Here is a 23,178-nt window from a genome sequence, read left to right as displayed (position 1 = left end):
GCTCGCTTGCACTACTGTGCATAGGCAAAGCGTAGGGGATACGCGCGCATCCGTATCGGGCGCGGCGGTTCCGGATATGTGAGGGCAGGATGAAGTTTCAACAGCGCAGCACGCCGGACGCGGTCGAGGTGCGGCTGATGGGCCGGCTGGAATTCACCGACCACGACCGGCTGCACGACATCGTCGGCCTGCTGGAGATCACGCGGGCGCGCGGCTTCGTCGTCGATCTGTCGGGGCTGGAGTTCATCGATTCCGCCGGTCTCGGCATGCTGCTGATCCTTCAGGAGGAGGCGGAGAGCCGGAACGTCAAGCTGACGGTGCGCGGCGCCCAGGGCGACGTGAGGCGGTCCATCGACCTCGCCCGGATCGGCGAGATCATCACGATCGATTCCTGAGTCGGCCGCTGTGCAGCCGGTCCCGCCGCCCCCGCGCCCCTTCTGCGTGATGCGCGCCAGCGTTCCCGCCGACATGACGTCGCGGGTCGCGGAGCGCTTCGCCCTGCCGGGATTCGCGCTTCCCGGTTTCGGTCCGGCCTGGACCGACGCGCTTCTGCTGGAGCGCGCCGACCAGGACCGGCTGCGCGAGGCGTTCGACCGCAACCCGTTCCTGACGGTGGAACTGGGGGAGGGCGGCGACGAGCCGGCCGCCTTGCGGGACGACTGGTCGGGCGCGCCGGCGGTGGAGCCGGGGTTCTACCTGTCGCTGACCACCGGCACGGCTTACGGCCTGCAATGCGCGGTGCTGGTCTGCGACGAGCTGGCGCGGCGCGGCGGGCTTCCGGACGGGCGCCGCTCCAACGTCGAGCTGTGCCTGCACGAGGCCATCGCCAACGCCATCGTTCACGGCAACCTCGGCATCCCCAGCGCGGCCAAGAGCCAGCCGGACGGCTACCGCCTGTTCGGACGGTTGCTGCGCGAGCGGCTGGGTGACCCGGCGGCCATCCGGCGGCGCATCGACATCTTCTGCCGCTGGAGCGCGGCGGTCCTCGCCGTCGCGGTGGTGGACCAGGGCGGCGGCTTCGACAGCGCTGCGCCGGTCGCGGTGGCCGACGGCAAGGCGCAGTCGGGGCGCGGCTTCCTGTTCATGCGCGCGCTGGCCAGCGGCGTCACGGTGACCGATGGCGGACGCTGCACCGTCCTGCGCTTCGACCTCTGACGGGCGCCGTTCCATGACCATGTCGCTGGCCGATTGCCGGGTGTTGATCGTCGACGACAACGCCTTCAACCGCAAGTCGCTGGCCTTGGTGATCCGCCGCGCCGGCATCACCGAGGTGGCCTTTGCCGGGGACGGCGCGGAAGGGCTGCGGACGGTGGACGATTTCCGCCCCGATCTGGTGCTGCTCGACGTCGACATGCCGGTGATGGATGGGCTGGAGATGTGCCGGACTCTGCGCCGCAACGCGACGCACGAGGAGTTGCCGGTGCTGTTCCAGACCGCGTTGGACAGCGACGAGGAGCAGGTCCGCTGCTTCGACGCCGGGGGCAGCGACTTCATCTCCAAGCCGATCAAGCCTGGCGAATGCGTGGCACGGGTCCGTCACCAGCTGGAAAAGCGCAAGCTGTTCACCGATCTCGCCAGCTTCCGGGCGCGGGTGGAGCGCGAACTGTCGCACGCCCGCGCCATGCAGCACTCGCTGCTGCCGGAAGGCCGGCGGCTGACGGCGGTGGCCGAGCGCTACGGCCTGGTGCTGGACGCGCATTTCGAGACGTCGTCGGAGCTGGGTGGGGATTTTTGGGGCGTCTACCCGCTGGACGACCGGCGTGTCGGTTTCCTGATCGTCGATTTCGCCGGGCACGGCATCACGGCGGCGATCAACACTTTCCGCCTCCACACGCTGATCGACCGTTTCCCGATGCAGCACATGGCGCCCTCGCAATGGCTGACGCAGCTGAACGGCGCCTTGAAGGACGTGCTGCCCACCGGCCAGTTCGCCACCGCCTTCTTCGGAATCTTGGATCTGGCGACCGACACGCTGACCTTCGCGGCGGCGGGCGCGCCGAACCCGGTGCTGGGGGTGGGGGCGGAGCTTCGGCTGCTCGATTCGGCCGGGCTGGTGCTGGGCGCCTCGCGGCGGGCGCGGTACACCGACCAGAGCCATCGGCTGCCGCACGGCGGCTTCCTGTTCCTCTACAGCGACGCGCTGATCGAATGCGGGGGGGAGGAGCATCCACCCATCGGACGGGACGCGGTTCCCGGATTCGTGCGCGACGCGCTGGCGGAGAATCGGCTGCATCCCTTGCGGCCGATGATGGAACGCTTCTACGCGCGCGTCCGGCAACCGCTGAGCGACGATCTGACGGCGGTGTGGATCGCCCGCCGGGCGTGAAGCCCGGCGGGTTCTGGTTCAGTGTGGCAGGTCAGGCCTGGGAGGCGGCCCGGCGCCGGGCGACCCAGCGGATGCTCTTGAAGGTGATCCACAGCGCGCCGATGACCAGCGCGATCAGCAGCAGAACCTTGGGCCCGTTCTCACCGATCGCGGCGGCGGCTTCGCCGAACATGTAGCCCGCCCCGGCGAAGCTCCACGCCCAGATGCCGGCGGCGATGAAGTTCCAAAAGAGGAAGCGGCTCCACGGCATGCGGGAGGTGCCGACGGCAACGGAGGCGATGTTGCGGACGCCGTAGAGGAAGCGGAAGACCAGGATGAAGCCGACCCCGTAGGTTTCCAGCCAGCGCAGGACGCGGGCGCTGTGCACCTCGGCGGCGGGGAAGCGGGCCAGCGCCTTGTTGCCCCAACGGCGCCCCAACCAGAACCACAGCTGGTCGCCGAGGAAGCTGCCGCTCCACACGGCCGCAACAAGCCAGTATAGATTAAAAATTCCTTGATGGGCGCCCATCCCACCGAAGATTACAAATGTTTCACCTTCAAAGAAGGCCCAGAAGAACGCCAAGGGGTAGAAGGCATCGCCCCATCCCTGCAACCAGGTGATCCAGTCCAAAGCCCCCTCCCGGAGACAGCGCTTGCGGGTCGGTTCCTGCCAGCCGCGCCTCCGGGGTGCTTTATTGTGCAACGCGGGACAAAACCGGCAGTCGAGGACCGATCATGACATGGATCAGTACTGCTTGTCCCGGAAACTTTCTCGGGAATCCGGCGGAACTCCGTGATCTTCCGGCGACGGCGAACGGGTTAGGAAACGGGCGTCAGGAATCCTCGCCCGACAACTCCCCCACCACCTGTCGCGCGGCGCGCAGCAGCAGCGGGTTCGGTTCCACCACAGCTTCTCCGGAGTCGTCGTCCTCGGCGCGGTCGGGCAGGGCGCGGCGCTTCAATTCGCGCGCGGCCTCGATCAGCAGGTAGGCCAGCCGCTGGTCGGGGATGGCCTGCACCAGGGCGCGCAGTTCCGGGTTCGACAGCGCCGCCGGATCGAAGGGCGGCGGCGGGGCGGGGGGAGCGGGCGGGGCGAGCGGCAGGCTGGCCAGGACGGGGGAAGGCCGGGCGGGGCGGGCGGAATCGGGCGCGGCCTCCCGCACCACGTCGACGGCCATGGGGGCGGCGATGGTGGTCGCGCGGGACCGGCGCGCGGGCTTGCGCGCGCGCTCCGTCTCGGGCAGATCATCGAAGAGAAGGTGCTGAACGCTCATCCGTTCACCCGCGGTTTGCGAAGTGTTCCCTTTTTATTCCATGATGAGCCCCCCGTTTGTCGAGAGGAATCTGTGGGATCGGATTTCGCCCGGCCAGTTCCGCCCGGTCAGGCCACCGCCTCCAGGAAGCGTTCGGGACGCAGGACGGGGGTACGGCCGATCCGGCGTACCGACAGCAACTGCCGGTCCACCGTGACCAACCAGTCCGCGTCGGCGGCCAGCGCGGCGGCCAGGAACATGTCGTCCTCCGGGTCGCGACACAGCCGTCCGATCGGGGCGGGCGGGACCAGGGTCATTTCCGCCGCGATGGCATCGAGGAAACGTTCCCGCGCCGGAGCTGGGCTGTAGTGGTCGAAATCCGGGCGCAGCAGCACGGCGCGCAGCTCCGCCAGGGTGGCCTCGCTCCCCAGAAGGCCGCCATCGGCGCGGACGCGCTCCACGCAACGGCGGATGGCGTCCTGGCGGCGGGCGGCCGGAGAACCGTTCAACAGGGCGAAGGCCACCAGGATGTTGGTATCCAGCACCGCGCGGACCGGTCTTTCCGAATTGAGCCTTCCCCTTGCGTCAGCTGCGGTGTGGCTGTCCTGGGCGTTCATCGGGGCTATGCCTTGGCGTTTCTTGTCGGGGACGGCGGGTTGGAGTATCAATACGCGATAACGTCAACGGATTCTTAAGGGCGGACTCCTCGGCATGACCACGATCCTCATCGTCGACGACAGCCGTCTGGCGCGCAACATGGTGGGCAGCGTCATCACGTCGCTGCGGCCGGACTGGACCATCGTCTCCGCCGCCAGCGGGGAGGAGGCGTTGCAGGTCATCGCCGACACGGTGCCCGTGGCCGCCATCGTCGATTACAACATGCCGGGCATGGACGGCATCGTGCTGGCCGAGCACCTGAAGGAACGTTTCGCCGGGCTGCCGGTCGGGCTGCTGACGGCCAACGTCCAGGACGTGCTGCGCAAGAGGGCCGAGGCCATCGACGTGCGCTTCATCGCCAAGCCGATCACCTCGGACAAGATCCGGGAATTCCTCGCCGCAGCCGGGCAGTGACGGTCATGACCGCGGGGGAACCCTTCGCCCTGGATGCCGACGAGGCCGACGCCATCGCCGAACTCTTCAACATCGGTATGGGGGAGCCGGCTGCGGCCTTGAGTTCCATGCTGGGGGAGGAGGTCCACCTCTCGGTGCCGTCCTTCGCGGTCTCGACCCACGCGCGCATCAGCCGCGATCTGGCGCCCGGCATGGTGCCGCCGGTCTGCGCGGTGCGCGGCGCCTTCGCCGGCCCCTTCACCGGCGAGGCGATGCTGATCTTCCCCGAACAGGGCACGCTGGCGCTGGTCGGCCGTCTGGTCCCGGTCGATCCTGCAGCCGACGGGCCGGGCGAGATGGAGCAGGACGCGTTGACCGAGATCGGCAACATCATCCTGAACGGCTGCCTCGCCAGCCTGTCCAACCTGATCGGCGGCGAGATCGCCGGAACGGTGCCGGGCTACGGCTCGGGCGATCCGGAGGCGGTGATCGGCTCGGCCGAGGATCCCGTGCTGTTCGTGCGCATCGACATGGCGCTGGCGGCGGGGGACGCGCGGGGGCACGCGTTGTTCCTGCTCGACATCGCCTCGCTCGACGCCTTCCGCGAGGCGATCCGCCGGACGATGGACAACCTGTAGGGTCGATCCGCCCGCGACGAAAAAAAGGCCGGACGCCCAGGGGTGGGAGCGTCCGGCCATGCAGGGGCGGGGAACCGGGGGCGTGGCCCCCCGCCGGGGCAAGCTGTCTTACGCGGCGACCGATTCCAGCGCCGGATAGTCCGTGTAGCCCTTGGCGTCGCCGCCGTAGTAGCTGGCGCGGTCCGGCTCGTTCAGCGCGGCGTCGCGCTGGAAGCGCAGGGGCAGGTCCGGGTTGGCGATGAAGCCCTCGCCGAAGCTGATCGCGTCCGCTTGGCCCTTGGCCAGCGCCGCGTCGGCGTCGGCCCGGCTGTAGCCGCCGTTCAGGATGAACGGACCCTTGTAGACCGCGCGCAACTCCGCCGCGACGTGCGGCGCGCCGTCGGGCGGGGCCATGTGGTGGCCGGGGCGGCCCTCGATGACGTGCAGGTAGGCGAGGCCGAACGGGTTCAGCGCCTTGGCGATGCTGAGGAAATGGTTCTGCGGGTCGCTGTCGCCCATGTCGTTGAAGACGCCGGTCGGCGACAGGCGGACGCCGATGCGGTCGGCGCCGACGGCGTGGGCCGTGGCCTCCAGGATCTCCAGCAGGAAGCGGGCGCGGTTCTCGACGCTGCCGCCGTAACGGTCGGTGCGCTTGTTGGTGCGGTCGCGCAGGAACTGGTCGACCAGATAGCCGTTGGCGGCGTGGATCTCGACCCCGTCCAACCCCGCATCGAACACCGCGCGCTTGGCGGCGTCGGCGAAGTTACGGACCAGCACCGGAATCTCGTCGGTCTCCAGCGCGCGGGGCGTGGGGAAAGGCGCCATGCCCTGGCCGGTGAACAGCTCGCCCTTGGGCGTCACCGCCGAAGGCGCCAGCGGGGCGGCGCCGTTGGGCTGGAACAGCGGGTGCGAGATGCGCCCGACATGCCAGAGCTGGGTGACGATCCGCCCGCCGGCCGCGTGAACCGCCTCGGCGACCTTGCGCCAGCCCAGCGTCTGCGCGTCGGTGTGGATGCCCGGCGTGTTGGGGTAGCCCTGGGCGGTGTCGCAGACCTGCGTCGCCTCGGTGATGATCAGGCCGGCCGAGGCGCGCTGCGCGTAATACTCGGCGGTCAAGGCGGTGGGGCAGTTGCCCTCGCCGGCGCGGCTGCGGGTCATCGGCGCCATGACGACGCGGTTGGGCAGTTCGATGGCGCCCAAACGCAGGGGCGTGAAAAGGTCGGGGGTGCTGGTCTGGCTCATGGCGGGCGGGCTCGCTCTTGTATGTATGTGAGTACATACTTGAACCATCCGGCTCCCCTTGTCAAGTATGCGTCCACATACTTATTATCAAGAGACCGGGGACGCTTCCGTCCCCTCAAGGTCCCCCTGGGAGGAACGCTGTTTTGGACGAGTGTGAATCGACCGCCAATCCCTGCTGCGGCGACACCGGCAACCGCAAGCGCGACCGCGAGGCCACGAAGGGCGCCTTGCTGGACGCGGCGAAGATGGTGTTCGCGGAGCGCGGCTTCGACGCGGCGACGACTCGCGAGATCGCCGGGCGGGCCGGCGTGAACGAACAGCTGATCCAGCGCTACTTCTCCGGCAAGAGCGGGCTGCTGCTGGCGGTGGTCGAACGCTATTGGCGCGAGGAGACCGGCGGCTGCGCGCTGCCGCCGCCGGCCGACGATCTGGAAACCGACCTCGCCCACTTCCTGCACGCGCAGCTCAAGCACAGCTGGCAGTGCCGAGACTTCACGCGGGTGGTGCTGGCGCGCGCGCTGGTCGACACGGCCATCGCCGACGAGATGGCGCGCACCCTGTCGGAAAGTCGGATTCCCTGTCTGCTCAAGCGGCTGGAGTCGTTCCGCGCGCGCGGCGCCATCGCCGCCGACGCCGACCTCGCCAACGTGGCGGCTGGCATCGCGACGCTCAGCTTCGGGCTGGGCTTCCTCGATCAGGTGGTGTTCGGGCGCGACGGGGAGCGGGTCTGCGCCGTGGTCGGTACGCTGGCCCACACCATCGCCCACGGCCTGACGCCGCGAAGCTGAGCCCGGACAGGGGCGGCGGTATCTACTCGGCGGCAGCGGCCGCGCGGGCGGCGCGGTGGGTGGTGAAGGCGTCGGCCGAGAACACCAGCAACGCCACCCAGATGCAGGCGAAGGCGATGCCGTGGGCAGCGGTGAACGCCTCGCCGTAGACCAGCACGCCCAGCAGCAACTGGCCGGTCGGCACGATGTATTGCAGCAGCCCCATGGTGGTCAGCTTCAACTTGGCGGCGCCGACCATGAACAGCACCAGCGGCACGGCGGTCATCGGCCCGGCCAACACCAGCAGCAGGCTGCCGCCCACATCATGGCCGAAGGAGCCTTGCGACCCCAGCCACAGCAGGTAAACCAGCACCGCCGGGATCAGCAGCAGCGTTTCCACCAGCAGCCCGATCACCGGATCGATGGCGGCCTTCTTGCGGACCAGCGCGTAGACGCCGAAGGACGAGGCGAGCACCAGCGCCACCCACGGCACCGAGCCGTGCGACACCACCAGCGAGGCCACGCCCAGCGCCGCGATGGCCACGGCGGCGCCCTGCCGGCGGTTCAGCCGCTCGCCCAGGAACACCACGCCCAGCAGCACGCTGACCAGCGGGTTGATGTAGTAGCCCAGGCTCGACTCGACCAGCCGGTTGTTGACGATCGCCCAGATGAAGGTGGTCCAGTTGGCCGTGACCAGCAGAGTGGTGACGACAAAGATGCCGAGCCGCTTCCACCCGCCCACGGCGGCGACGACGGCCGCCGGTCCCTTCAGGACCAGCACGGCGGCGCCGACCAGCACGACGGTCCACAGGATGCGGTGAGCGACGATCTCCACCGCGCCGATGCCGTTCAGCAGCTTGAAGTAGATCGGGTTGACCAGTCCCCACAGCAGGAAGGAGGCGACCGCCGCCGTGAAGGCGCCCGTCGTTGTGGTTTCGGCCGCCGTTGCGGAGGGGGAGTGTGCCATGTGGTCCGTGTAGCACACAATTCAGGCAGCCCGGCAGCCGGGCGCACCTCATGGCCGGGCTGCGTGACCGTCATGCGCTCTCGTGGGCGGACAGCAAAAAGCCCCGCCGGAGCGGGGCTTTCGCCAAAGTCTTGTCGCTGTCCCGGAACGGGAGGCACGATCAGGCGGCGACGCCGGTCGCGATGCCCTTCTCGGTCAGCAGGCCCTGCAACTCGCCGCTCTCGTACATCTCGCGGACGATGTCGCAGCCGCCGACCAACTCGCCCTTGACGTAGAGCTGCGGGAAGGTCGGCCAGTTCGAGTATTCCTTCAGACCCTGGCGCAGGCTCGGCTCCTCCAGGATGTTGATGCCCTTGAACTTCACGCCCACATGGCTCAACACCTGGACGACGGCGGCGGAGAAGCCGCATTGCGGGAACACCGGGGTGCCCTTCATGTACAGGACGACATCGCTGCTGCCGAGGTCCTGCTTGATGCGCTCGACGACGTTCTGATCGACCATGACTTCAAACCCTCTCTGGATGATGCCGACGACGGCGCGACGGGCCTTGTGCAAGGCTTCGGGCGCTTGTCTCGTGGTGTTTTAGGCGTTTTCCGGAACGGCGGTGGTCAGGGCCAGGGCGTGCAGTTCGCCGCCCATCCTTCCCTGAAGCGCCGCGTAGACCATCTGGTGCTGCTGCACCCGGCTTTTGCCCTTGAAGGCGGCCGAGGTGACGAGCGCCGCGTAATGGTCGCCGTCGCCGCGCAGATCGGCGATCTCGACCGCCGCATCCGGGATGCCTTCCTTGATGAGTTGTTCGATCGTGGCGGCTTCCATCGCCATGGGGTGTCCTCGCTCTGTTCGGGGTCTGCCCCGCCCGGGCCATTCATGGGCAATAGAGTAGGGTCGCGCTCGGTGTTTGTCACCTGCCCGTGCAGGTTTTCCACGGCTTGGCAGTTCTGCGCGCCGTAAAAAGGCCGTCACGCCCGTGCATGGCACGGGCGTGACGGCCTGCGAGGGCTTCGATCGCCGGTGGGCTTACAACTCCGCCGACATGTAGTTGGGCAGCCAGCTCTCGTTGACGTCCTTCAGGCGCTTCAGAGAAACGATGTCGCCGTTGCGGTCCGACAGGGAGACGCCGCGCGTCTCGCCCAGCACCGTCACCGGCACGCCGGCCGCCTTCGCCTTCTCCTGCACCGAGGCCGCCGCGTCCGGACGGACCGCCAGCACGTAGCGGGCTTGGTCCTCGCCGAACAGCGCGCGCAGGTGCGCGCCGTCCAGCCCGGTCAGATGGGCGCCGATGCCGCCGGCCAACGCCATCTCGGCGATGGTGACGATCAGGCCGCCGTCGGCCACGTCGTGGCTCGACACCACCAGACCCTCGCGGATCAGGCCGCGCACGAAATCGCCGTTGCGACGCTCCACCGCCAGATCGACCGGCGGGGGCGGGCCTTCCTCGCGGCCGAGGATCTCGCGCAGGAACAGCGACTGGCCGATGTGGCCGCCCTTGGAATTGGCCGTGTCGCCGATGCCGAGGATCACGTCGCCCTCGGCCTTGAAGGCGATGTCCACCGCGATCATCGCGTCCGGCAAGGTGCCGACGCCGCCGATGGCCGGGGTGGGGAGGATCGCCTCGCCGTTGGTCTCGTTGTAGAGCGAGACGTTGCCCGACACGACCGGGAAGTCCAGCGCCTTGCAGGCGTCGGCGATGCCTTGGACGGCGCCGACGAACTGACCCATGATGCGCGGCTTCTCAGGATTGCCGAAGTTCATGTTGTCGGTGATGGCGAGCGGCAGCGCGCCCACCGCCGACAGATTGCGCCACGCCTCGGCCACCGCCTGGCGGCCGCCCTGGACCGGGTCGGCGAGGCAGTAGCGCGGCGTGCAGTCGGTGGTGATCGCCACCGCCTTGGTCTGGCCCGGCACGCGGACGACCGCCGCGTCGGCCTGACCCGACATGAAGCGGGTGTCACCGCCGACGAGGCTGTCGTACTGCTCCCAGATCCAGCGCTTGGAGGCGAGGTCGGGGCAGGCGAACAGCTTGGTCAGCGTGTCGCCAAGCGAGGCCGAGTAGCCGTCGAACACGCTGTCGGGCACTGGGGCGGCGGCCGGGGTCGGCTCCCACGGGCGGTCGTATTCCGGCGCGGCGTTGGACACCGGGGCGATCGGCATGTCGCACCAGGTCTCGCCGTACATCTTGATGACGAGGTTGCCGGTGTCGGTCAGGTGGCCGATGACGGCGAAGTCCAGCTCCCACTTGTCGAAGATGGCCTTCGCCACCTCCTCGCGGCCGGGCTTCAGGATGATCAGCATGCGCTCCTGGCTTTCGGAGAGCATGATCTCGTAGGGCGTCATCGCCTCTTCGCGCATCGGCAGGGTGTCGAGCGTCAGCTCGATGCCCAGACCGCCCTTGCCGGCCATCTCGACCGAGGAGGAGGTCAGCCCGGCGGCGCCCATGTCCTGGATGGCGACGATGGCGTCGGTCTCCATCAATTCCAGGCAGGCTTCGATCAGCAGCTTCTCGGTGAAGGGGTCGCCGACCTGCACGGTCGGGCGCTTCTCCTCCGAATCCTCGGTGAACTCGGCCGAGGCCATGGTGGCCCCGTGGATGCCGTCGCGGCCGGTCTTGGAGCCGACGTAGACGACCGGGTTACCGATGCCGGCGGCGGCCGAATAGAAGATCTTGTCGGCCTTGGCGACGCCCACGGTCATCGCGTTGACCAGGATGTTGCCGTTGTAGGCGGCGTGAAAGTTGGTCTCGCCGCCCACGGTGGGGACGCCGACGCAGTTGCCGTAGCCGCCGATGCCCGACACGACGCCGGACACCAGATGCCGGGTCTTCGGGTGGTCGGGCGAGCCGAAGCGCAGCGCGTTCAGGTTGGCGATGGGCCGGGCGCCCATCGTGAACACGTCGCGCAGGATGCCGCCGACACCGGTCGCCGCGCCCTGGTAGGGCTCGATGTAGGACGGGTGGTTGTGGCTCTCCATCTTGAAGATGACGGTGTCGCCATCCCCGATGTCGACGACGCCGGCGTTCTCGCCAGGGCCGCAGATGACCTGCGGGCCGGTGGTCGGCAGCGTCTTCAGCCACAGCTTGGACGACTTGTAGGAGCAATGCTCCGACCACATGACCGAGATGATGCCCATCTCGGTGAAGGTCGGCAGACGGCCCATGATGTCGAGGGCGTTCTTGTATTCCGCCTCGGACAGGCCGAACTCGCGGGCCAGTTCCAGGGTGACGGGGCGCTCTTGGGCGCGGGTCGCTTCGGCGCTCACGACAGGGCCTCCACCAGACCATCGAACATGGGTTTGCCGTCGGTGTTGCCGTGCAGGCCCTCCACCGCGTCTTCCGGGTGCGGCATCAGGCCCAGCACGGTGCGCTTGGCGTTGAAGATGCCGGCAATGTCGGACACCGAATGGTTCGGGTTGCCGCGCGGGTCGGCGCGCGCGTCGTCGGCGACGTAGCGGAAGGCCACCCGACCCTCGCCGTCCAGCCGCTTGACCGTCTCGGCGTCGGTCCAGAAATTGCCGTCGCCATGGGCGACCGGGTAGCGCACGATCTGCCCCTTGGCGTATTTCGCCGTGAAGGGGCTGTCGGTGTTCTCGACCCGAAGATGCTGGACGCGGCAGACGAACTTCAGCCCGCCGTTGCGCATCAGCGCGCCCGGCAGCAGCCCGGCCTCGGTGATGATCTGGAAGCCGTTGCAGATGCCGAGCACCCGCACGCCCTGGTCGGCCCGCGCCTTGACCTCGCGCATGATCGGCGAATGCGCCGCCATGGCGCCGGAGCGCAGGTAATCGCCATAGGAGAAACCGCCCGGCACGACGATCAGATCGACCTTGGGCAGTTCGGTGTCGCGGTGCCAGACCAGATGCGGCTTGGTTCCGCTGGCGGCCTCCAGCGCGGCGACGGCGTCGCGTTCGCGGTTGGAGCCGGGGAAAACGACGATCGCGGCCTTCATGGGGCGGTCAAAATCCGGCGTCGTGGGGGGAGTTGTTCGGGCCGGACACTAAGGCCGCCGCCGGCCAGAAGCAAGGGCGGCGGGCCTGCGCAACGCTGGTTTACGCGCCCGGCGCGTCCTCTTCCGGGTAGGCGGTGATGCGGTGCAACGACAGGTCGGCGCCCTTGTACTCCTGCTCCGGGTCCAGGCGGATGCCGACCACCGCCTTCAGCAGCCCGTAGACCGCGAGACCGGAGGCCAGACCGAAGCCGGCGCCGCCCAGCGTGCCGAGAGTCTGACTCGCCAGCGACACGCCGCCCAGGCCGCCCAGCGCCTCCTGCCCGAAGACTCCGGCCAGCAGCCCGCCGGCCAGCCCGCACAGGCCGTGCAGCGGCCAGACGCCCAGCACGTCGTCGATCTTCCAGTCGATCTGGCACTTGTTGAAGGCCCAGACGAACAGCAGCCCGGCGATGCCACCGGTCGCCAGCGCGCCCAGCGGGTGCATGACGTCCGACCCGGCGCAGACCGCGACCAGACCGGCCAGCGCGCCGTTGTGGACGAAGCCGGGATCGGTGCGGCTGATCAGCAGCGAGGCGAGGATGCCGCCGACCATCGCCATCAGCGAGTTGATGGCGACCAGCCCGGAGGCGCCGTCAAGCGTCTGCGCGCTCATCACGTTGAAGCCGAACCAGCCGACGCAGAGCACCCAGGCGCCCAGCGCCAGGAAGGGAATGTTCGACGGCGGTATGGCGACCAGCGAGCCGTTGGCCCGGTAGCGGCCGCGCCGGTTGCCCAGATGCAGCACCGCGCCCAGCGCCACCCAGCCGCCGAAGGCGTGGACGACCACCGACCCGGCGAAATCGTGGAAGGGCTGGCCGAAGCTCTCCGCCATCCAGGCCTGCAACCCGAAGCGGGTGCCCCAGACACTGCCCTCCAGCAGCGGGTAGAACAGCCCGATCAGCGCGACGGTGGCGCCCATCTGCGGCCAGAACTTGGCGCGCTCGGCGATGCCGCCCGACACGATGGCCGGCACGGCGGCGGCGAAGGTCGCTAGGAAGAAGAACTTCACCAGATCGTAGCCGTGGGCGGCGAAGCCGCCAGCGGAATTGGGGGCGCCCTTGCCGGTCAGCGCGTGGGCGCTGGCGAAGAAGTCCACGCCATAGGCCACGGTGTATCCAATCAGGAAATAGGCCAGCGTGGACATGGCGAAGTCGGAGAGGATCTTCACCAGCGCGTTGACCTGGTTCTTGCGCCGGACCGTCCCGACCTCCAGCAGGGCGAAGCCGCCGTGCATCGCCAGCACCATCACCGCACCGATCAGGACGAAAAGAACGTCGCCACCCGTCTTGGCCGCATCCATCTGCGCAAACTTTCAGCAATTTGCCTAAATTAGAGGCAATCTGCTATCAGATTGGGCGGGTGGGCGCAAGCGGGGAATTGCCGCGGGGATGAGCAGGGGGCTTGGGAACAGCGCAAAAGGCGGGCGGAACCTTGGAAGGTTGCCCGTTCGATGCGCAAGAAGAGTGCCAGGATGATGAAAGCGTGGGCGGGGAGTGCGGCGCCTTGCCCCCTCCCTAACCCTCCCCCGCTTTGCGGGAGAGGGGACTGCCGCTGAAGGCCGGCAAAGCTCCTGTCTTTCTCTCCCGCAAAGCGGGGGAGGGCCGGGGAGGGTGCCAGACGCTGCTGCTCAGCCGCCGTTCAGCCGCCCGGACCAATCCTCGACGGCGCTCCGCTCCAGCCGCCGTTCGGCCAGAACCCGCCAGCTCTGCGCCAGGGCCGGCAACGCCGCCATCTCGGCCAGTGCCGCGCGGTCCATCGTGTCGACGTAGAGCACCCGAAGCAGCCGGATGAGCGGCCAGCCGGGGCAGGGGCGGTCCACCAGGGTCAGCCGGTCGCCGGAACCGATGGCGCCGTCCTCGATCACGCGGTAGTACCAGCCGGTGCGGGCGGTGTTCTGCACGCGCTTGGCCATGTCCGGCACGCCGAAGCGGTGGTTCAGCTTCCAGCAGGGCTGGCGGCCCGACGCCACCTCCAGCAGGGCGGTGCCGGCGCGCAGCCGGTCGCCCAGGCAGATGTCGGCCTCGGTGATCCCGGTGGTCGACAGGTTTTCCCCGAAGGCGCCCGGCGTGCCCAGGAACGGAACATCGTCACCCAGATCGGCCCGCCACGCGGCGCCGTGGTCCATCGGGTAGTGGTGGATCGCCTTGTCCGGCCCGCCATGGACCCGGCGGTCGGCCTGCTCGTCGTCGAGGAAGCCGTTCGGCCCGACGGCGCGCGGGCCGTCGACCGGGATCTTGTGGATCGCGCTGGTCCGGCCGGGCGGACCGAAGGGCGCAGCCTTGCCGAGCAGGACGGCGGAAATCTCGAGGTCGATCATTGGGCGCTCCGGGCTTGGTCCTGCAGGGCGACGTAATGATGCCAGACCAGCCGGGCGGCGGTCGTGCGGTGGGGTCGCCAGGGTTCGGCGACCGCCATCAACTGCGCGGGCGTCGGCTTGTCCGCCCAGCCCTTCAGCCGCTGCACGCCCAGTTGGATCGCCAGATCGCCGATGGGCCAGATGTCGGGCCGGTCGAGCGCCGCCATCAGGTAGACCTCGGCGGTCCAGCGGCCAATTCCTTTCAGGGCGACGAGCCGCGCGATGGCCTCCTCGTCGGGCAGGGCGTGGATGGCGTCGAAATCGAGCCGCCCGTCCGCCACCGTCTCCGCCAGACCGCGCGCGTAGCCGATCTTCTGGCGGGAGAAACCGCAGGCCCGCAGCGTCTCGTCATCCAGCGCCAGGATGGTCTCCGGCGTGACCGCGCCGTCGAGCCGCAGCCGCAGCTTCTCCCACAAGACCAGGGCGACCCGTGTGGAAAGCTGCTGCTCCATCACCATGCGCAGCAGGCCGGGAAAGCCGCCGGGCCGCGAGAAGTCGCGCACCGTGGCCCCGCCGACGCGCAGGCATTCGGCGAAGATGGGGTCGATGGCGGTCAGATGGTCGATCGACATGGGGCAAGGCACCAGAGAGACGGGCACCAAAAAGACGTAAGGCACGACGACCGTTCCGAAGCGCGCGTCCGGCCGGCGTGGTGCCGGTCGGCGGTCTTCGGAACGGTCGTCGTGCCTTACGGCGCTTCGCGGTGAAAACTCACCAACCGGGCGCCCGGATCAGGCGACCAGCTCGATGGCGTAGTCCTCGATCACGGTGTTGGCGAGCAGCTTGCCGCACATCGCCTCGACTTCCTTGCGGGCCGCCGCCTCGTCGGTGCTGGCGAGCGTCAGCTCGATCACCTTGCCGGCGCGGACGTCTTCGACGCCCTCGAAGCCGAGCGTGTGCAGCGCGTGCGCGATGGCCTTGCCCTGGGGGTCGAGAACGCCGCGCTTCAGGGTGACGTGAACCTTCGCCTTCATTTGGATGTCCGCTCGCTTGCTGGGTTTGGGTGTGGTGTTGCTGGATGGTCTTACTGGATCGTCTTGGGACCCTTGACGTCGCTCGGCCCGCCTTCCGGCAGGATGCCGAGGCGCCGCGCGACCTCCTGATAGGCCTCCTCGACGCGGCCGAGATCCTGGCGGAACCGGTCCTTGTCGAGCTTCTCGTTGGTCTTGACGTCCCACAGACGGCAGTTGTCCGGGCTGATCTCGTCGGCCAGGACGATGCGCATCTCCTCGTTCTCCCACAGCCGGCCGAACTCCAGCTTGAAGTCCACCAGCTTCAGCCCGATGCCGAGGAAGAGACCCGAGAGGTAATCGTTCACGCGGAGCGACAGCGCCACCATGTCGTCGAGGTCCTGGGGAGCCGCCCAGCCGAAGGCGGTGATGTGCTCCTCCGAGACCATCGGGTCGTGCAGCTCGTCCGACTTGTAGTAGTACTCGATGATCGAACGCGGCAGCGGCGTGCCCTCGGGAATCCCGAAGCGCTGCGACAGCGAGCCGGCGGCGACGTTGCGCACGACCAACTCGATCGGGATGATCTCGACCTCGCGGACCAGCTGCTCGCGCATGTTCAGGCGGCGCACGAAATGCGTCGGCACGCCGATTTCCGACAGACGGCTCATCAGATACTCGGAGATGCGGTTGTTCAGCACCCCCTTGCCGGTGATGACGCCCTTCTTCTGGTTGTTGAAGGCGCTCGCATCGTCCTTGAAGTACTGCACCAGAGTGCCGGGCTCCGGTCCCTCGAAGAGAACCTTCGCCTTGCCTTCGTAGATGCGCCGGCGTCGTGTCATCGCGTGTTCGTCCAAATACGAGCGGACCGGACAAGAGAGCTTGCCGGTCCAGGAATGTGCCCCTGTGATATAGCAAGCCGGGGGGACGAACACAACGCCGCCAGTCCTCAACCTCCCGTTACCGGGGCGAAGACCGTCTCGTGCGGCCGGCCGGGGGCGAAGTGCCAGATGGGTTTCAGATCGGGCCGCTCCACCGCCGGCAGGGCGATCAGCGCGCTCGACACGGTGCCGAAGCCGGTGGGCAGGCGGAAGTCCATGGCGCCGCGCTCCCCGCGCTCGCCCTCCCAGATGCGGCTTCCCAGCAGCTCCGGCCAGCCGCCCCAAGCGAAGGCGTCGGCGGTGTCGGCCCCGGTGCGTGGCGGATCCCCCAGCTCGAACAGGGGACGGTAGAGCGCGATGCGCGGATCGCTTGGATCGTCGAGGTCACGGGCGGTGATCATGTGGACGCCGTCGGGGATCGCCGTCACCTCCGGCCGGTTGCGCGGGCTGGGGCCGCGATGGCTGACCAGATAGGCGTCGCGGTTGTCGGCCAGCACCAAGTTGAAGGGCCGGTAGGCCCGCGTGTCGAGGTCGGACAGCGCGCGCGCCGCCTCGCTCGCGTCGGCGTGGTCGAGCGCGTCGAGCACCAGCTCGCCGCGCGACCGCTTGCCGGTTTCCGGCCCCAGGGTGCCTTCGCGGTTGAGGATGCCGGCGACCAGCCCTTCGTCGTTGACGCCGAGCCAGGACCCGCCGGCCAACTCGTCCAGCCCGGCGGTCACGTTGGGGCGGTCGGGCCAATGGCGGGCCGGCGGCCGCCAGGGGCGCCCGGCCATCTCGTCGCGGTTGGCGGCGACGACCAGCGGCCATGTGGCGCCGGGGCGCCGGAGGAGGATCACGCTGCACATGGTTCGGAATTCTGCCTTTCGTGCTTTCCGCGGATAATCGCTTTACCCAGCGGAATCTCCATGGGGCTACGATGACGGCGGACGGATCCCCGCTATATAATCTCTCAATAGGGAGCGAAAAACCAACCCAAGGAGGCGAAGCCCGATGACGACCTTCGACGATCGCGAAAAGGCTTTCGAGGACAAGTTCCGGCACGACGAGGACGTGCTGTTCCGCGTCCGCGTGCGGCGCGACACTCTGGCCGGGCTGTGGGCCGCCGGGCTGATGGGGATGAACGCCGCCGAGGCCCAGGCCTACGCCCGCCGGATCGTGGAGGTGGACATCGGCACGCCCGGTCCGCACGACATCCGCGACCGGCTGTCCGCCGACCTGCACGCCAAGGGAATCGACATTTCCGACCACCGGGTCGAGCGGGAGATGGGCCGCCTGCTCGACCTTGCGCGCCGGCAGGTCAACGCGGAGTGAGGTGATGCCAAAGGGGAGGGCGGGGCGCTCGGCTCAGTCCTCGCCGACGCGCTGGCTTTCCTGGTAGCGGAAGGGGTTGGCCGGGTAGACGCCGAGGATCTTCACCTCGCGGGCGAAGAAGTCCAACTCCTCCAGGGCCAGCCGCAGGGGCCGTTCGTCGGGGTGGCCCTCGACGTCGGCGTAGAACTGCGTCTGGGTGAAGCGGCCGCCGACCATGTAGCTTTCCAGCTTGGTCATGTTCACGCCGTTGGTGGCGAAGCCGCCCATCGCCTTGTACAGCGCCGCCGGCACGCTGCGCACGCTGAACACGAAGGTCGTGATCGTCTTGCACGAGTCCAGCGCCGGCTTCTTCGGCTCGCGGGCCAGGATCAGGAAGCGGGTGGTGTTGTGCTCCGCGTCCTCGATGCCGCTCTTCAGCGTGTCGAGGCCGTAGATCTCGGCCGCCAGCGACGAGGCGATGGCGGCGTGGCGCGGGTCGTTCATCTCGGCGATCTCGCGCGCGGCGCCCGCCGTGTCGGCGTGGTTGATCGCCTCCAGCCCCAGCGAGCGGGTCATCGCCTGGCACTGCGACAGCGCCTGGATGTGGCTGCGCACCGTCTTGATGGTGGCGAGCGTCGCCCCCTTGGGCGCCAGAAGCTGGTGGTTCACCCGCTGGAAATGCTCGCCGATGATGTGCAGCCCGCCCTCGGGCAGGAGCTGGTGGTTGTCGGCGACGCGGCCGGCGATGGAGTTCTCGACCGGGATCATCGCCAGCGACGCCCGGCCCTCGCGCACGGCGGCGAAGGCGGCGTCGAAGGTCGGGCAGGGCAGCGTCGTCATGGTCGGCCGCGCGTTGCGGCAGGCCAGATCGGAATAGGCCCCGGGGAAGCCCTGGAAGGCGATGACGTTCGATGTGGGCATGGACAAGGCGGCTCCGCTGGCGGGCTGGCGTTGATCGGGCGTGCGTCGCGCGGACGTTAAGGGGAGGATCGGCCCGACAGCAGCGCACGGGCGCGCTCCAGGTCGGCCGGAGTATCGACGCCGAGCGGCACCGCGTCAACGACCGCCGCGTCGATCCGCATCCCGTTGGCCAGCGCCCGCAGCTGCTCCAGCTTCTCGCGCTGCTCCAGCGCGGCGGGCGGCAACGCGACGAAGCGTTCCAGCGCCGCGCGCCGGTAGGCGTAGAGGCCGATGTGGTGGAACAGCGGGCCATCGCCCCAAGGCGCCGTGGCGCGGGTGAAGTAGAGGGCGCGGCCCCGCGCGGCGCCGGGCGCCAGTTCCAGCACCGCCTTGACCACGTTGGGGTCGGTCCGCTCCTCCTCCCGCGCGATCGGCACGACGAGCGTGGCGATGTCCACCGCCGGGTTCGCCAGCGGGGCGAAAGCGGCGCGCACCGTCTCGGGTTCCACAGTCGGCAGGTCGCCCTGCACGTTGACCACCGCGTCGTGCCGGCCCTGCGGGTCGATCAGGCGCAGCGCCTCGAAGATGCGGTCGGAGCCCGAGGGATGCTCGGGCCGGGTCAGCACCGCCGTGCCGCCGGCCGCCTCGACCGCGCGCGCGATCTCCGGCTCGGCGCAGGCGACGACGACCGGGCCGATGTTGGCCTCCAGCGCGCGGCGCATGACGTGGACGATCATCGGCGCGCCGAGGATGTCCGCCAGCGGCTTGCCCGGCAGCCGGGTCGACGCCATGCGCGCCGGGATCACCACGATGGGGTTGGACGGCGGGGGAAGGGTCGCTTCGGTCATGCGGAAAGCCCGGGCCTGGAGGGGGGTGTCGCGGGTGAAACACGGATCCTCCGCTTCCGTCAAGGGGCGCGGCGATTTCGGGTGCGCGACACGGTGACAAGGGTGCGTCCGCGGGTTATGGTGCGCGCCGGCAGCTCAGCCGAGGGCGGGAGCAAACCCCAGGGAATCGAGATAAGGACTGAGTGACTCACATGAGCATGGAGTTGAACAAGATTTTCGGGGCCGTTCTGTTGGCGGGTTTGATCGCCATGCTGACCGGCTTCGCGTCCCAGGTGCTGGTCCATTCCAAAACGCCGGAGAAGAACGCCTTCGTCGTGGCGACCCCGGCCGGCGGTGCCGCTCCGGCGGACAAGGGCGCGGCTCCCGCCGGCCCGGCCCCCATCGCTCCGCTGATGGCGGCGGCCGAGGCCGGTGCTGGTCAGGGCACGGCCAAGGCCTGCGCCGCCTGCCACAGCTTCGACAAGGGCGGCGCCAACAAGGTCGGCCCGAACCTGTACGGCATCCTTGGCGGGCCGAAGGGCCACATGGCCGGGTTCGGTTATTCCGACGCGCTGATCAAGACCGGCGGCCAGTGGACCTACGATGAGCTGAACAAGTTCCTCTACGATCCCAAGGCCTACGCGCCGGGCACCAAGATGACCTTCGCGGGCATCAAGAAGGACGCCGACCGGGCCAACGTCATCGCCTATCTGCGTTCGCTGTCCGACAGCCCCCAGCCGCTGCCGCAATAAGCGCTTCACCGGTTTCCGGTGTGACGAGGCCCCTTCCTCCCGGCGAGGACGGGGCCTTTTTCATGCTCGCGCGGCGGGGTTCCTCCAGGGCGGAGGCGAGCCGTCCGGTGCCCAGCAGGGCTTCGGCCGCGAGCCGGCCCGAGATGACGCAAGCTTCGATGCCGGGGCCGGGAAAGACGCCGCCGCCGGCCAGGCAGAGACCGCGAATCGGCGTCCGGCGACTCAGCGTTCCCTGGATCGGGTCAAGTCCGTAGATGGCGCCGCCGCTGGTGCGGGCGTAGCGGGCGAAGGTCGCGGCGCTGGCGTCCTGTCGGAGGACGATGCGGCGGGCGAGGTCGGGGATCAGCCGGGACGCGGCGGCGATCATCGCGTCGCCCTCGGCCGTCTTACGCGCCTCGTAGCCGGGATCGGCGCGGTTCCAGCCTTCGGGCGAGCCAGCGTCGGCGGGGGCGAGGCGCATCAACGTCATGACGGCGTGGCCTTCCGGCGCACGGGCAGTGTCATGGAGCGAGGGAACGGCGATGCTGAGTCCGGGAGCGTCGAGCAGGAAGGACAGGGCCGGCAGGTCGGGCACCCGGTCGAGCCCCAGCGAGACTAGGAAGGCGGAGGTGGCGGGGCGCAGCGCCGTGCAGCGCGCGGTGCAATCGGCGGGCAGATGCTGCGTCCCGACCAACTCCAGCAGGGTGCGGCGGACGTCGGCGTTGGAGATCACGGCGGCGGCGCGGATGCTCTCCCCACCCGCCGTTTCCACGCCCGCCGCGCGGCCGTCCTCGATCAGGATGCAGGTCGCGGCGGTGCGCAGGCGGATGGTGCCGCCGTTCTCGCGGATCGATCCGGCCAGCGCGTCGGCCAGGGCCTGGGGGCCTCCCGCCGGGCTTCGCCCGCCCTCGAACCAGTAGCCGAAGATCGGGGCCATCTGGGAGACCTCCAGCAATTCCGGCCGGTCGCTGAGATAGCCGGTCAGGACGCGCAGCAACCGTTGCGCCGCCGGGTCGGGGACGAAGCGGTCCAGCATCTCCTGGAACCGGCGGCCGCGCCAGTGGAAGGCGTGCGGGCAGTCCAGCGGGTAGGCGCGCATCGCCGCGACGCTGTCGGGGATGTGGGGAAGGCCGCGTTCGCCGCAACCCCGGTAGAGGTCGCGGTACACGCCCCGCATCTCGTCCATGAAGGCGGCGACCCCGGCGGCGCTGGCGGGGTGGTCGGCGGCGATCAGGGCGACCAGCCCATCGGCGTCGTCCGGCAGGACGCGGAACCGGCCGTCGAGCAAGGCGCCGCGCGTCACCGGCTTCCAGGCGATGCGGTCCTGGATGCCCAGGACCCGCAGCAGATGGCCCAACGGCCCGGCGGGATGCGCGCCGCTGATGTCGTGGACGCCGGCGTCGAAGACGTAGCGATGGGGCTCGCCCTCCGCCGTCCGGCCGGGTGCCCGGACCGGCCAGGAGGTGCAGAAACCGCCGGGCTTGTCGTGGGCTTCCAGAACGGTCACGCGCAACCCGGCCTTGGCGAGCAGGGCCGCCGCCGTCAGCCCGCCGATCCCGGCGCCGATGACGGCGACGTCGCAGCCCGAACTCTCCGGCTCGGCGCCGTTGGCGGAGGGAAACGCCGGGAGCGGCCAATCATGCGGATCGCGTTCGGCGAGCTGGCGCCGAATCGCGCGGGTCACGAGCCGGTCGGGAACGAAGCGGTTCGCCAGGATGCCGGCCGCCCCGCTTCCGATCGACAGCGCGGCGGCCCAGTCCGGCGCCAGCCCGAACCCAGCGGCCCCGAGGAGGAACAGCATGCCCCACAGCGCGGTCATCGCCCGGTTGACGGCGACGAACTGGGGATGGTTCCAGAGGTCTCGCGGCCAGCCGTCACGGGCGTATTGCAGGGTGAAGGGGCGGCCGGCGGCAAGGCTGCCGAAGGCCATGACGGCCAGCGCCAGATGGATGGCCAGCCCGAGGTTCCGGCCCGGCCACGCCCAGCCCAGCGCCTCGCAGGCCAGCAGGCCGCTGAAGAAGGCGGCGGCGACCAGTTCCGGCGCCTTGAACGAGCCGCGCCACCTGTCCAGCGCGCACAGCGCGAGGCTGGCGAGCAGGGCGGCGAGACCGGCGGGGAAGGAACCGGCCAGGGGAACGACGATGCCGAACAGGATCCAGGGCGAAAAGCCGAGGACGGTGCGCAGGGCAAGCGGAAGGGTCGCGAGCGGAACGGTCATGGGAAGGAGGCCTTCGCGGATGGGATCGGCGAGGCAGCTTCGGAAAAGCGTTCGGGGCGGACCAGCGCGCCTCCGCCAAACGGCGGCCGTTCTTCGCGAATGGCGGCGGCCGTCGTTTCACGAAACGCGAATGACCTGCAAGGCGACCGGTCAGAGGGGGCGGCGGGCCTTCAGCGCGGCGGTCAGGGTGCCGTCGTCGAGATAGTCCAACTCGCCGCCGACCGGCACGCCGTGCGCGAGGCGCGAGACCGAGACGTCGGCGTCCGCCAGCCGGTCGGTCACCACATGGGCGGTGGTCTGGCCGTCCACGGTGGCGTTCAGGGCCAGGATGACCTCGCGCACCTCGGGGTTCCGGGCGCGCTCCGCCAGGGTGTTCATGTTCAGGTCGTCGGGGCCGACCCCTTGCAGGGCCGACAGCAGACCGCCCAGCACGTGGTAGGTGCCACGGAAGGCCCGCGTGCGCTCCAGCGCCCACAGGTCGCCGGCGTCCTCGACCACGCAGATCACCGAACGGTCGCGGCTGCGGTCGGAGCAGACGGTGCAGGGATCGCGGCTGTCGAGGTTGCCGCAGACCGAGCAGGCGCGGATCGACTCGCCGGCCAGCGCCATCGCCTCGGACAGGGGAACCAGCAGGGTGTCCCGCCGCTTCATCAGATGCAGCGCCGCCCGCCGCGCCGAGCGCGGCCCCAGCCCCGGCAGCTTGGACAGCAGCTGGATCAGGCGTTCGATTTCAGGTCCGATCATGGGCGGGCGGCGGCTTGCTGGCTTTTGAATGGAGAGGGTTTTTAAAAACAGGCGGGATCCCGAACCGTCACGCCTGCGAAAGGCGGGGGATGACGGTCCGGA

The 23,178-nt window shown here is 69.4% G+C and carries 27 protein-coding genes; 8 read left to right on the top strand and 19 right to left on the bottom strand.

Going from position 1 to position 23,178, the window contains the following annotated elements:
* Positions 1-89 precede the first annotated feature (89 nt).
* Genes EJ913_RS04745 through EJ913_RS04735 form a run of 3 tightly spaced genes read left to right on the top strand, consistent with a single transcriptional unit; the run spans position 90 to position 2,326 of the window.
* On the top strand, positions 90-395 hold the full coding sequence (locus tag EJ913_RS04745) for an STAS domain-containing protein (protein WP_126995276.1): 306 nt from the start codon (positions 90-92) through the stop codon (positions 393-395).
* Between the two features lie 10 nt (positions 396-405).
* A complete protein-coding gene (locus EJ913_RS04740; protein ID WP_244939243.1) occupies positions 406-1,155 on the top strand; it encodes an ATP-binding protein in 750 nt (249 codons plus the stop codon).
* 13 nt (positions 1,156-1,168) lie between these two features.
* Positions 1,169-2,326 carry a PP2C family protein-serine/threonine phosphatase gene (locus EJ913_RS04735; protein WP_244939242.1) on the top strand — a complete coding sequence of 386 codons (1,158 nt, stop codon included), beginning with the start codon at positions 1,169-1,171 and terminating at the stop codon, positions 2,324-2,326.
* A 31-nt stretch (positions 2,327-2,357) separates the two neighbouring features.
* Here EJ913_RS04735 and EJ913_RS04730 read toward each other — a convergent pair whose 3' ends face one another.
* From EJ913_RS04730 to EJ913_RS04720, 3 genes are all read right to left on the bottom strand, one after another.
* Positions 2,358-2,888, bottom strand: coding sequence for a DedA family protein (locus tag EJ913_RS04730; RefSeq protein WP_274389765.1), 531 nt, complete (start codon positions 2,886-2,888; stop codon positions 2,358-2,360).
* A 250-nt stretch (positions 2,889-3,138) separates the two neighbouring features.
* A complete protein-coding gene (locus tag EJ913_RS04725) occupies positions 3,139-3,579 on the bottom strand; it encodes a hypothetical protein (RefSeq protein WP_126995270.1) in 441 nt (146 codons plus the stop codon).
* Between the two features lie 107 nt (positions 3,580-3,686).
* On the bottom strand, positions 3,687-4,103 hold the full coding sequence (locus EJ913_RS04720; RefSeq protein WP_238519500.1) for a putative toxin-antitoxin system toxin component, PIN family: 417 nt from the start codon (positions 4,101-4,103) through the stop codon (positions 3,687-3,689).
* A 166-nt stretch (positions 4,104-4,269) separates the two neighbouring features.
* On the opposite strand from EJ913_RS04720, the gene EJ913_RS04715 reads away from it, so the two are divergent.
* On the top strand, positions 4,270-4,629 hold the full coding sequence (locus EJ913_RS04715) for a response regulator (protein ID WP_126995266.1): 360 nt from the start codon (positions 4,270-4,272) through the stop codon (positions 4,627-4,629).
* A gap of 5 nt (positions 4,630-4,634) precedes the next feature.
* Entirely contained in the window at positions 4,635-5,246 is a 612-nt protein-coding gene (locus EJ913_RS04710) for a chemotaxis protein (protein ID WP_126995264.1), read from the top strand.
* A gap of 108 nt (positions 5,247-5,354) precedes the next feature.
* Here the strand turns inward: EJ913_RS04710 and EJ913_RS04705 are convergent, their stop codons facing one another.
* On the bottom strand, positions 5,355-6,467 hold the full coding sequence (locus tag EJ913_RS04705) for an alkene reductase (protein ID WP_126995262.1): 1,113 nt from the start codon (positions 6,465-6,467) through the stop codon (positions 5,355-5,357).
* Between the two features lie 143 nt (positions 6,468-6,610).
* On the opposite strand from EJ913_RS04705, the gene EJ913_RS04700 reads away from it, so the two are divergent.
* A complete protein-coding gene (locus EJ913_RS04700; RefSeq protein ID WP_244939241.1) occupies positions 6,611-7,255 on the top strand; it encodes a TetR/AcrR family transcriptional regulator in 645 nt (214 codons plus the stop codon).
* A gap of 22 nt (positions 7,256-7,277) precedes the next feature.
* Here EJ913_RS04700 and rarD read toward each other — a convergent pair whose 3' ends face one another.
* From rarD to EJ913_RS04645, 11 genes are all read right to left on the bottom strand, one after another.
* The gene (gene rarD, locus EJ913_RS04695) at positions 7,278-8,201 is read right to left on the bottom strand and encodes an EamA family transporter RarD (protein WP_126995258.1); all 924 of its coding nucleotides are present in this window, start codon (positions 8,199-8,201) and stop codon (positions 7,278-7,280) included.
* 160 nt (positions 8,202-8,361) lie between these two features.
* Positions 8,362-8,703, bottom strand: coding sequence for a Grx4 family monothiol glutaredoxin (gene grxD, locus EJ913_RS04690; protein WP_126995256.1), 342 nt, complete (start codon positions 8,701-8,703; stop codon positions 8,362-8,364).
* Positions 8,704-8,784: 81 nt separating this feature from the next.
* Positions 8,785-9,024: a BolA family protein gene (locus EJ913_RS04685; RefSeq protein ID WP_126995254.1), complete on the bottom strand. Its 240-nt coding sequence runs from the start codon at positions 9,022-9,024 to the stop codon at positions 8,785-8,787.
* Between the two features lie 195 nt (positions 9,025-9,219).
* A complete protein-coding gene (gene purL / locus EJ913_RS04680) occupies positions 9,220-11,457 on the bottom strand; it encodes a phosphoribosylformylglycinamidine synthase subunit PurL (RefSeq protein WP_126995252.1) in 2,238 nt (745 codons plus the stop codon).
* On the bottom strand, positions 11,454-12,143 hold the full coding sequence (purQ, locus tag EJ913_RS04675) for a phosphoribosylformylglycinamidine synthase subunit PurQ (protein ID WP_126995249.1): 690 nt from the start codon (positions 12,141-12,143) through the stop codon (positions 11,454-11,456). Before purQ ends, purL begins: the two co-directional genes overlap by 4 nt.
* Before the next feature lie 100 nt (positions 12,144-12,243).
* Positions 12,244-13,482: an ammonium transporter gene (locus tag EJ913_RS04670; protein ID WP_126995248.1), complete on the bottom strand. Its 1,239-nt coding sequence runs from the start codon at positions 13,480-13,482 to the stop codon at positions 12,244-12,246.
* Positions 13,483-13,809: 327 nt separating this feature from the next.
* Positions 13,810-14,499 (bottom strand): MOSC domain-containing protein, encoded by a 690-nt coding sequence (locus EJ913_RS04665; protein ID WP_185909682.1) that lies wholly within the window; start codon positions 14,497-14,499, stop codon positions 13,810-13,812.
* Positions 14,496-15,110: a DNA-3-methyladenine glycosylase family protein gene (locus EJ913_RS04660; protein ID WP_126995246.1), complete on the bottom strand. Its 615-nt coding sequence runs from the start codon at positions 15,108-15,110 to the stop codon at positions 14,496-14,498. Before EJ913_RS04660 ends, EJ913_RS04665 begins: the two co-directional genes overlap by 4 nt.
* Before the next feature lie 159 nt (positions 15,111-15,269).
* Entirely contained in the window at positions 15,270-15,512 is a 243-nt protein-coding gene (gene purS / locus EJ913_RS04655) for a phosphoribosylformylglycinamidine synthase subunit PurS (protein ID WP_126995244.1), read from the bottom strand.
* Between the two features lie 50 nt (positions 15,513-15,562).
* Positions 15,563-16,327, bottom strand: a complete 765-nt coding sequence (gene purC / locus EJ913_RS04650) for a phosphoribosylaminoimidazolesuccinocarboxamide synthase (protein ID WP_126995242.1) — start codon at positions 16,325-16,327, stop codon at positions 15,563-15,565.
* A gap of 107 nt (positions 16,328-16,434) precedes the next feature.
* Positions 16,435-17,211 (bottom strand): NRDE family protein, encoded by a 777-nt coding sequence (locus EJ913_RS04645; protein ID WP_126995240.1) that lies wholly within the window; start codon positions 17,209-17,211, stop codon positions 16,435-16,437.
* A 145-nt stretch (positions 17,212-17,356) separates the two neighbouring features.
* Between EJ913_RS04645 and EJ913_RS04640 the strand changes: the two genes are divergently transcribed.
* Positions 17,357-17,677 (top strand): DUF1476 domain-containing protein, encoded by a 321-nt coding sequence (locus EJ913_RS04640; RefSeq protein WP_126995238.1) that lies wholly within the window; start codon positions 17,357-17,359, stop codon positions 17,675-17,677.
* A 33-nt stretch (positions 17,678-17,710) separates the two neighbouring features.
* Here EJ913_RS04640 and EJ913_RS04635 read toward each other — a convergent pair whose 3' ends face one another.
* A complete protein-coding gene (locus tag EJ913_RS04635; RefSeq protein ID WP_126995236.1) occupies positions 17,711-18,577 on the bottom strand; it encodes a prephenate dehydratase in 867 nt (288 codons plus the stop codon).
* A gap of 56 nt (positions 18,578-18,633) precedes the next feature.
* Entirely contained in the window at positions 18,634-19,404 is a 771-nt protein-coding gene (locus EJ913_RS04630) for a 3-deoxy-manno-octulosonate cytidylyltransferase (RefSeq protein ID WP_126995234.1), read from the bottom strand.
* Between the two features lie 191 nt (positions 19,405-19,595).
* Here EJ913_RS04630 and EJ913_RS04625 point away from each other — a divergent pair, with 191 nt between their 5' ends.
* Entirely contained in the window at positions 19,596-20,135 is a 540-nt protein-coding gene (locus tag EJ913_RS04625) for a c-type cytochrome (RefSeq protein ID WP_126995231.1), read from the top strand.
* Here EJ913_RS04625 and EJ913_RS04620 read toward each other — a convergent pair.
* Both EJ913_RS04620 and recR read right to left on the bottom strand, forming a co-directional pair.
* The gene (locus EJ913_RS04620) at positions 20,083-22,332 is read right to left on the bottom strand and encodes a phytoene desaturase family protein (RefSeq protein ID WP_126995229.1); all 2,250 of its coding nucleotides are present in this window, start codon (positions 22,330-22,332) and stop codon (positions 20,083-20,085) included. The two genes, EJ913_RS04625 and EJ913_RS04620, sit on opposite strands and share 53 nt — an antisense overlap.
* Positions 22,333-22,482: 150 nt before the next feature.
* On the bottom strand, positions 22,483-23,076 hold the full coding sequence (gene recR / locus EJ913_RS04615; protein WP_126995227.1) for a recombination mediator RecR: 594 nt from the start codon (positions 23,074-23,076) through the stop codon (positions 22,483-22,485).
* Positions 23,077-23,178 lie beyond the last annotated feature (102 nt).

The sequence above is a fragment of the Azospirillum doebereinerae genome (genome assembly GCF_003989665.1).
In the GTDB taxonomy this organism is placed as follows: Bacteria; Pseudomonadota; Alphaproteobacteria; order Azospirillales; family Azospirillaceae; genus Azospirillum; species Azospirillum doebereinerae.
The sequence above is the reverse complement of the archived record's forward strand: the minus strand, read 5'-3'. Positions and strand labels throughout refer to the sequence as shown.

Bases quoted from the DNA above. Each gene is read 5' to 3' on its own strand.
- rarD (WP_126995258.1), bottom strand. From the start codon at position 8,201: ATGGCACACTCCCCCTCCGCAACGGCGGCCGAAACCACAACGACGGGC.
- purQ (WP_126995249.1), bottom strand. From the start codon at position 12,143: ATGAAGGCCGCGATCGTCGTTTTCCCCGGCTCCAACCGCGAACGCGAC.
- purC (WP_126995242.1), bottom strand. From the start codon at position 16,327: ATGACACGACGCCGGCGCATCTACGAAGGCAAGGCGAAGGTTCTCTTC.
- EJ913_RS04620 (WP_126995229.1), bottom strand. From the start codon at position 22,332: ATGACCGTTCCGCTCGCGACCCTTCCGCTTGCCCTGCGCACCGTCCTC.
- EJ913_RS04665 (WP_185909682.1), bottom strand. From the start codon at position 14,499: ATGATCGACCTCGAGATTTCCGCCGTCCTGCTCGGCAAGGCTGCGCCC.
- EJ913_RS04710 (WP_126995264.1), top strand. From the start codon at position 4,635: ATGACCGCGGGGGAACCCTTCGCCCTGGATGCCGACGAGGCCGACGCC.
- EJ913_RS04670 (WP_126995248.1), bottom strand. From the start codon at position 13,482: ATGGATGCGGCCAAGACGGGTGGCGACGTTCTTTTCGTCCTGATCGGT.
- recR (WP_126995227.1), bottom strand. From the start codon at position 23,076: ATGATCGGACCTGAAATCGAACGCCTGATCCAGCTGCTGTCCAAGCTG.
- grxD (WP_126995256.1), bottom strand. From the start codon at position 8,703: ATGGTCGATCAGAACGTCGTCGAGCGCATCAAGCAGGACCTCGGCAGC.
- purS (WP_126995244.1), bottom strand. From the start codon at position 15,512: ATGAAGGCGAAGGTTCACGTCACCCTGAAGCGCGGCGTTCTCGACCCC.
- EJ913_RS04685 (WP_126995254.1), bottom strand. From the start codon at position 9,024: ATGGCGATGGAAGCCGCCACGATCGAACAACTCATCAAGGAAGGCATC.
- EJ913_RS04715 (WP_126995266.1), top strand. From the start codon at position 4,270: ATGACCACGATCCTCATCGTCGACGACAGCCGTCTGGCGCGCAACATG.
- EJ913_RS04645 (WP_126995240.1), bottom strand. From the start codon at position 17,211: ATGTGCAGCGTGATCCTCCTCCGGCGCCCCGGCGCCACATGGCCGCTG.
- EJ913_RS04625 (WP_126995231.1), top strand. From the start codon at position 19,596: ATGAGCATGGAGTTGAACAAGATTTTCGGGGCCGTTCTGTTGGCGGGT.
- EJ913_RS04735 (WP_244939242.1), top strand. From the start codon at position 1,169: ATGACCATGTCGCTGGCCGATTGCCGGGTGTTGATCGTCGACGACAAC.
- EJ913_RS04635 (WP_126995236.1), bottom strand. From the start codon at position 18,577: ATGCCCACATCGAACGTCATCGCCTTCCAGGGCTTCCCCGGGGCCTAT.
- EJ913_RS04745 (WP_126995276.1), top strand. From the start codon at position 90: ATGAAGTTTCAACAGCGCAGCACGCCGGACGCGGTCGAGGTGCGGCTG.
- EJ913_RS04660 (WP_126995246.1), bottom strand. From the start codon at position 15,110: ATGTCGATCGACCATCTGACCGCCATCGACCCCATCTTCGCCGAATGC.
- EJ913_RS04705 (WP_126995262.1), bottom strand. From the start codon at position 6,467: ATGAGCCAGACCAGCACCCCCGACCTTTTCACGCCCCTGCGTTTGGGC.
- EJ913_RS04640 (WP_126995238.1), top strand. From the start codon at position 17,357: ATGACGACCTTCGACGATCGCGAAAAGGCTTTCGAGGACAAGTTCCGG.
- EJ913_RS04725 (WP_126995270.1), bottom strand. From the start codon at position 3,579: ATGAGCGTTCAGCACCTTCTCTTCGATGATCTGCCCGAGACGGAGCGC.
- EJ913_RS04630 (WP_126995234.1), bottom strand. From the start codon at position 19,404: ATGACCGAAGCGACCCTTCCCCCGCCGTCCAACCCCATCGTGGTGATC.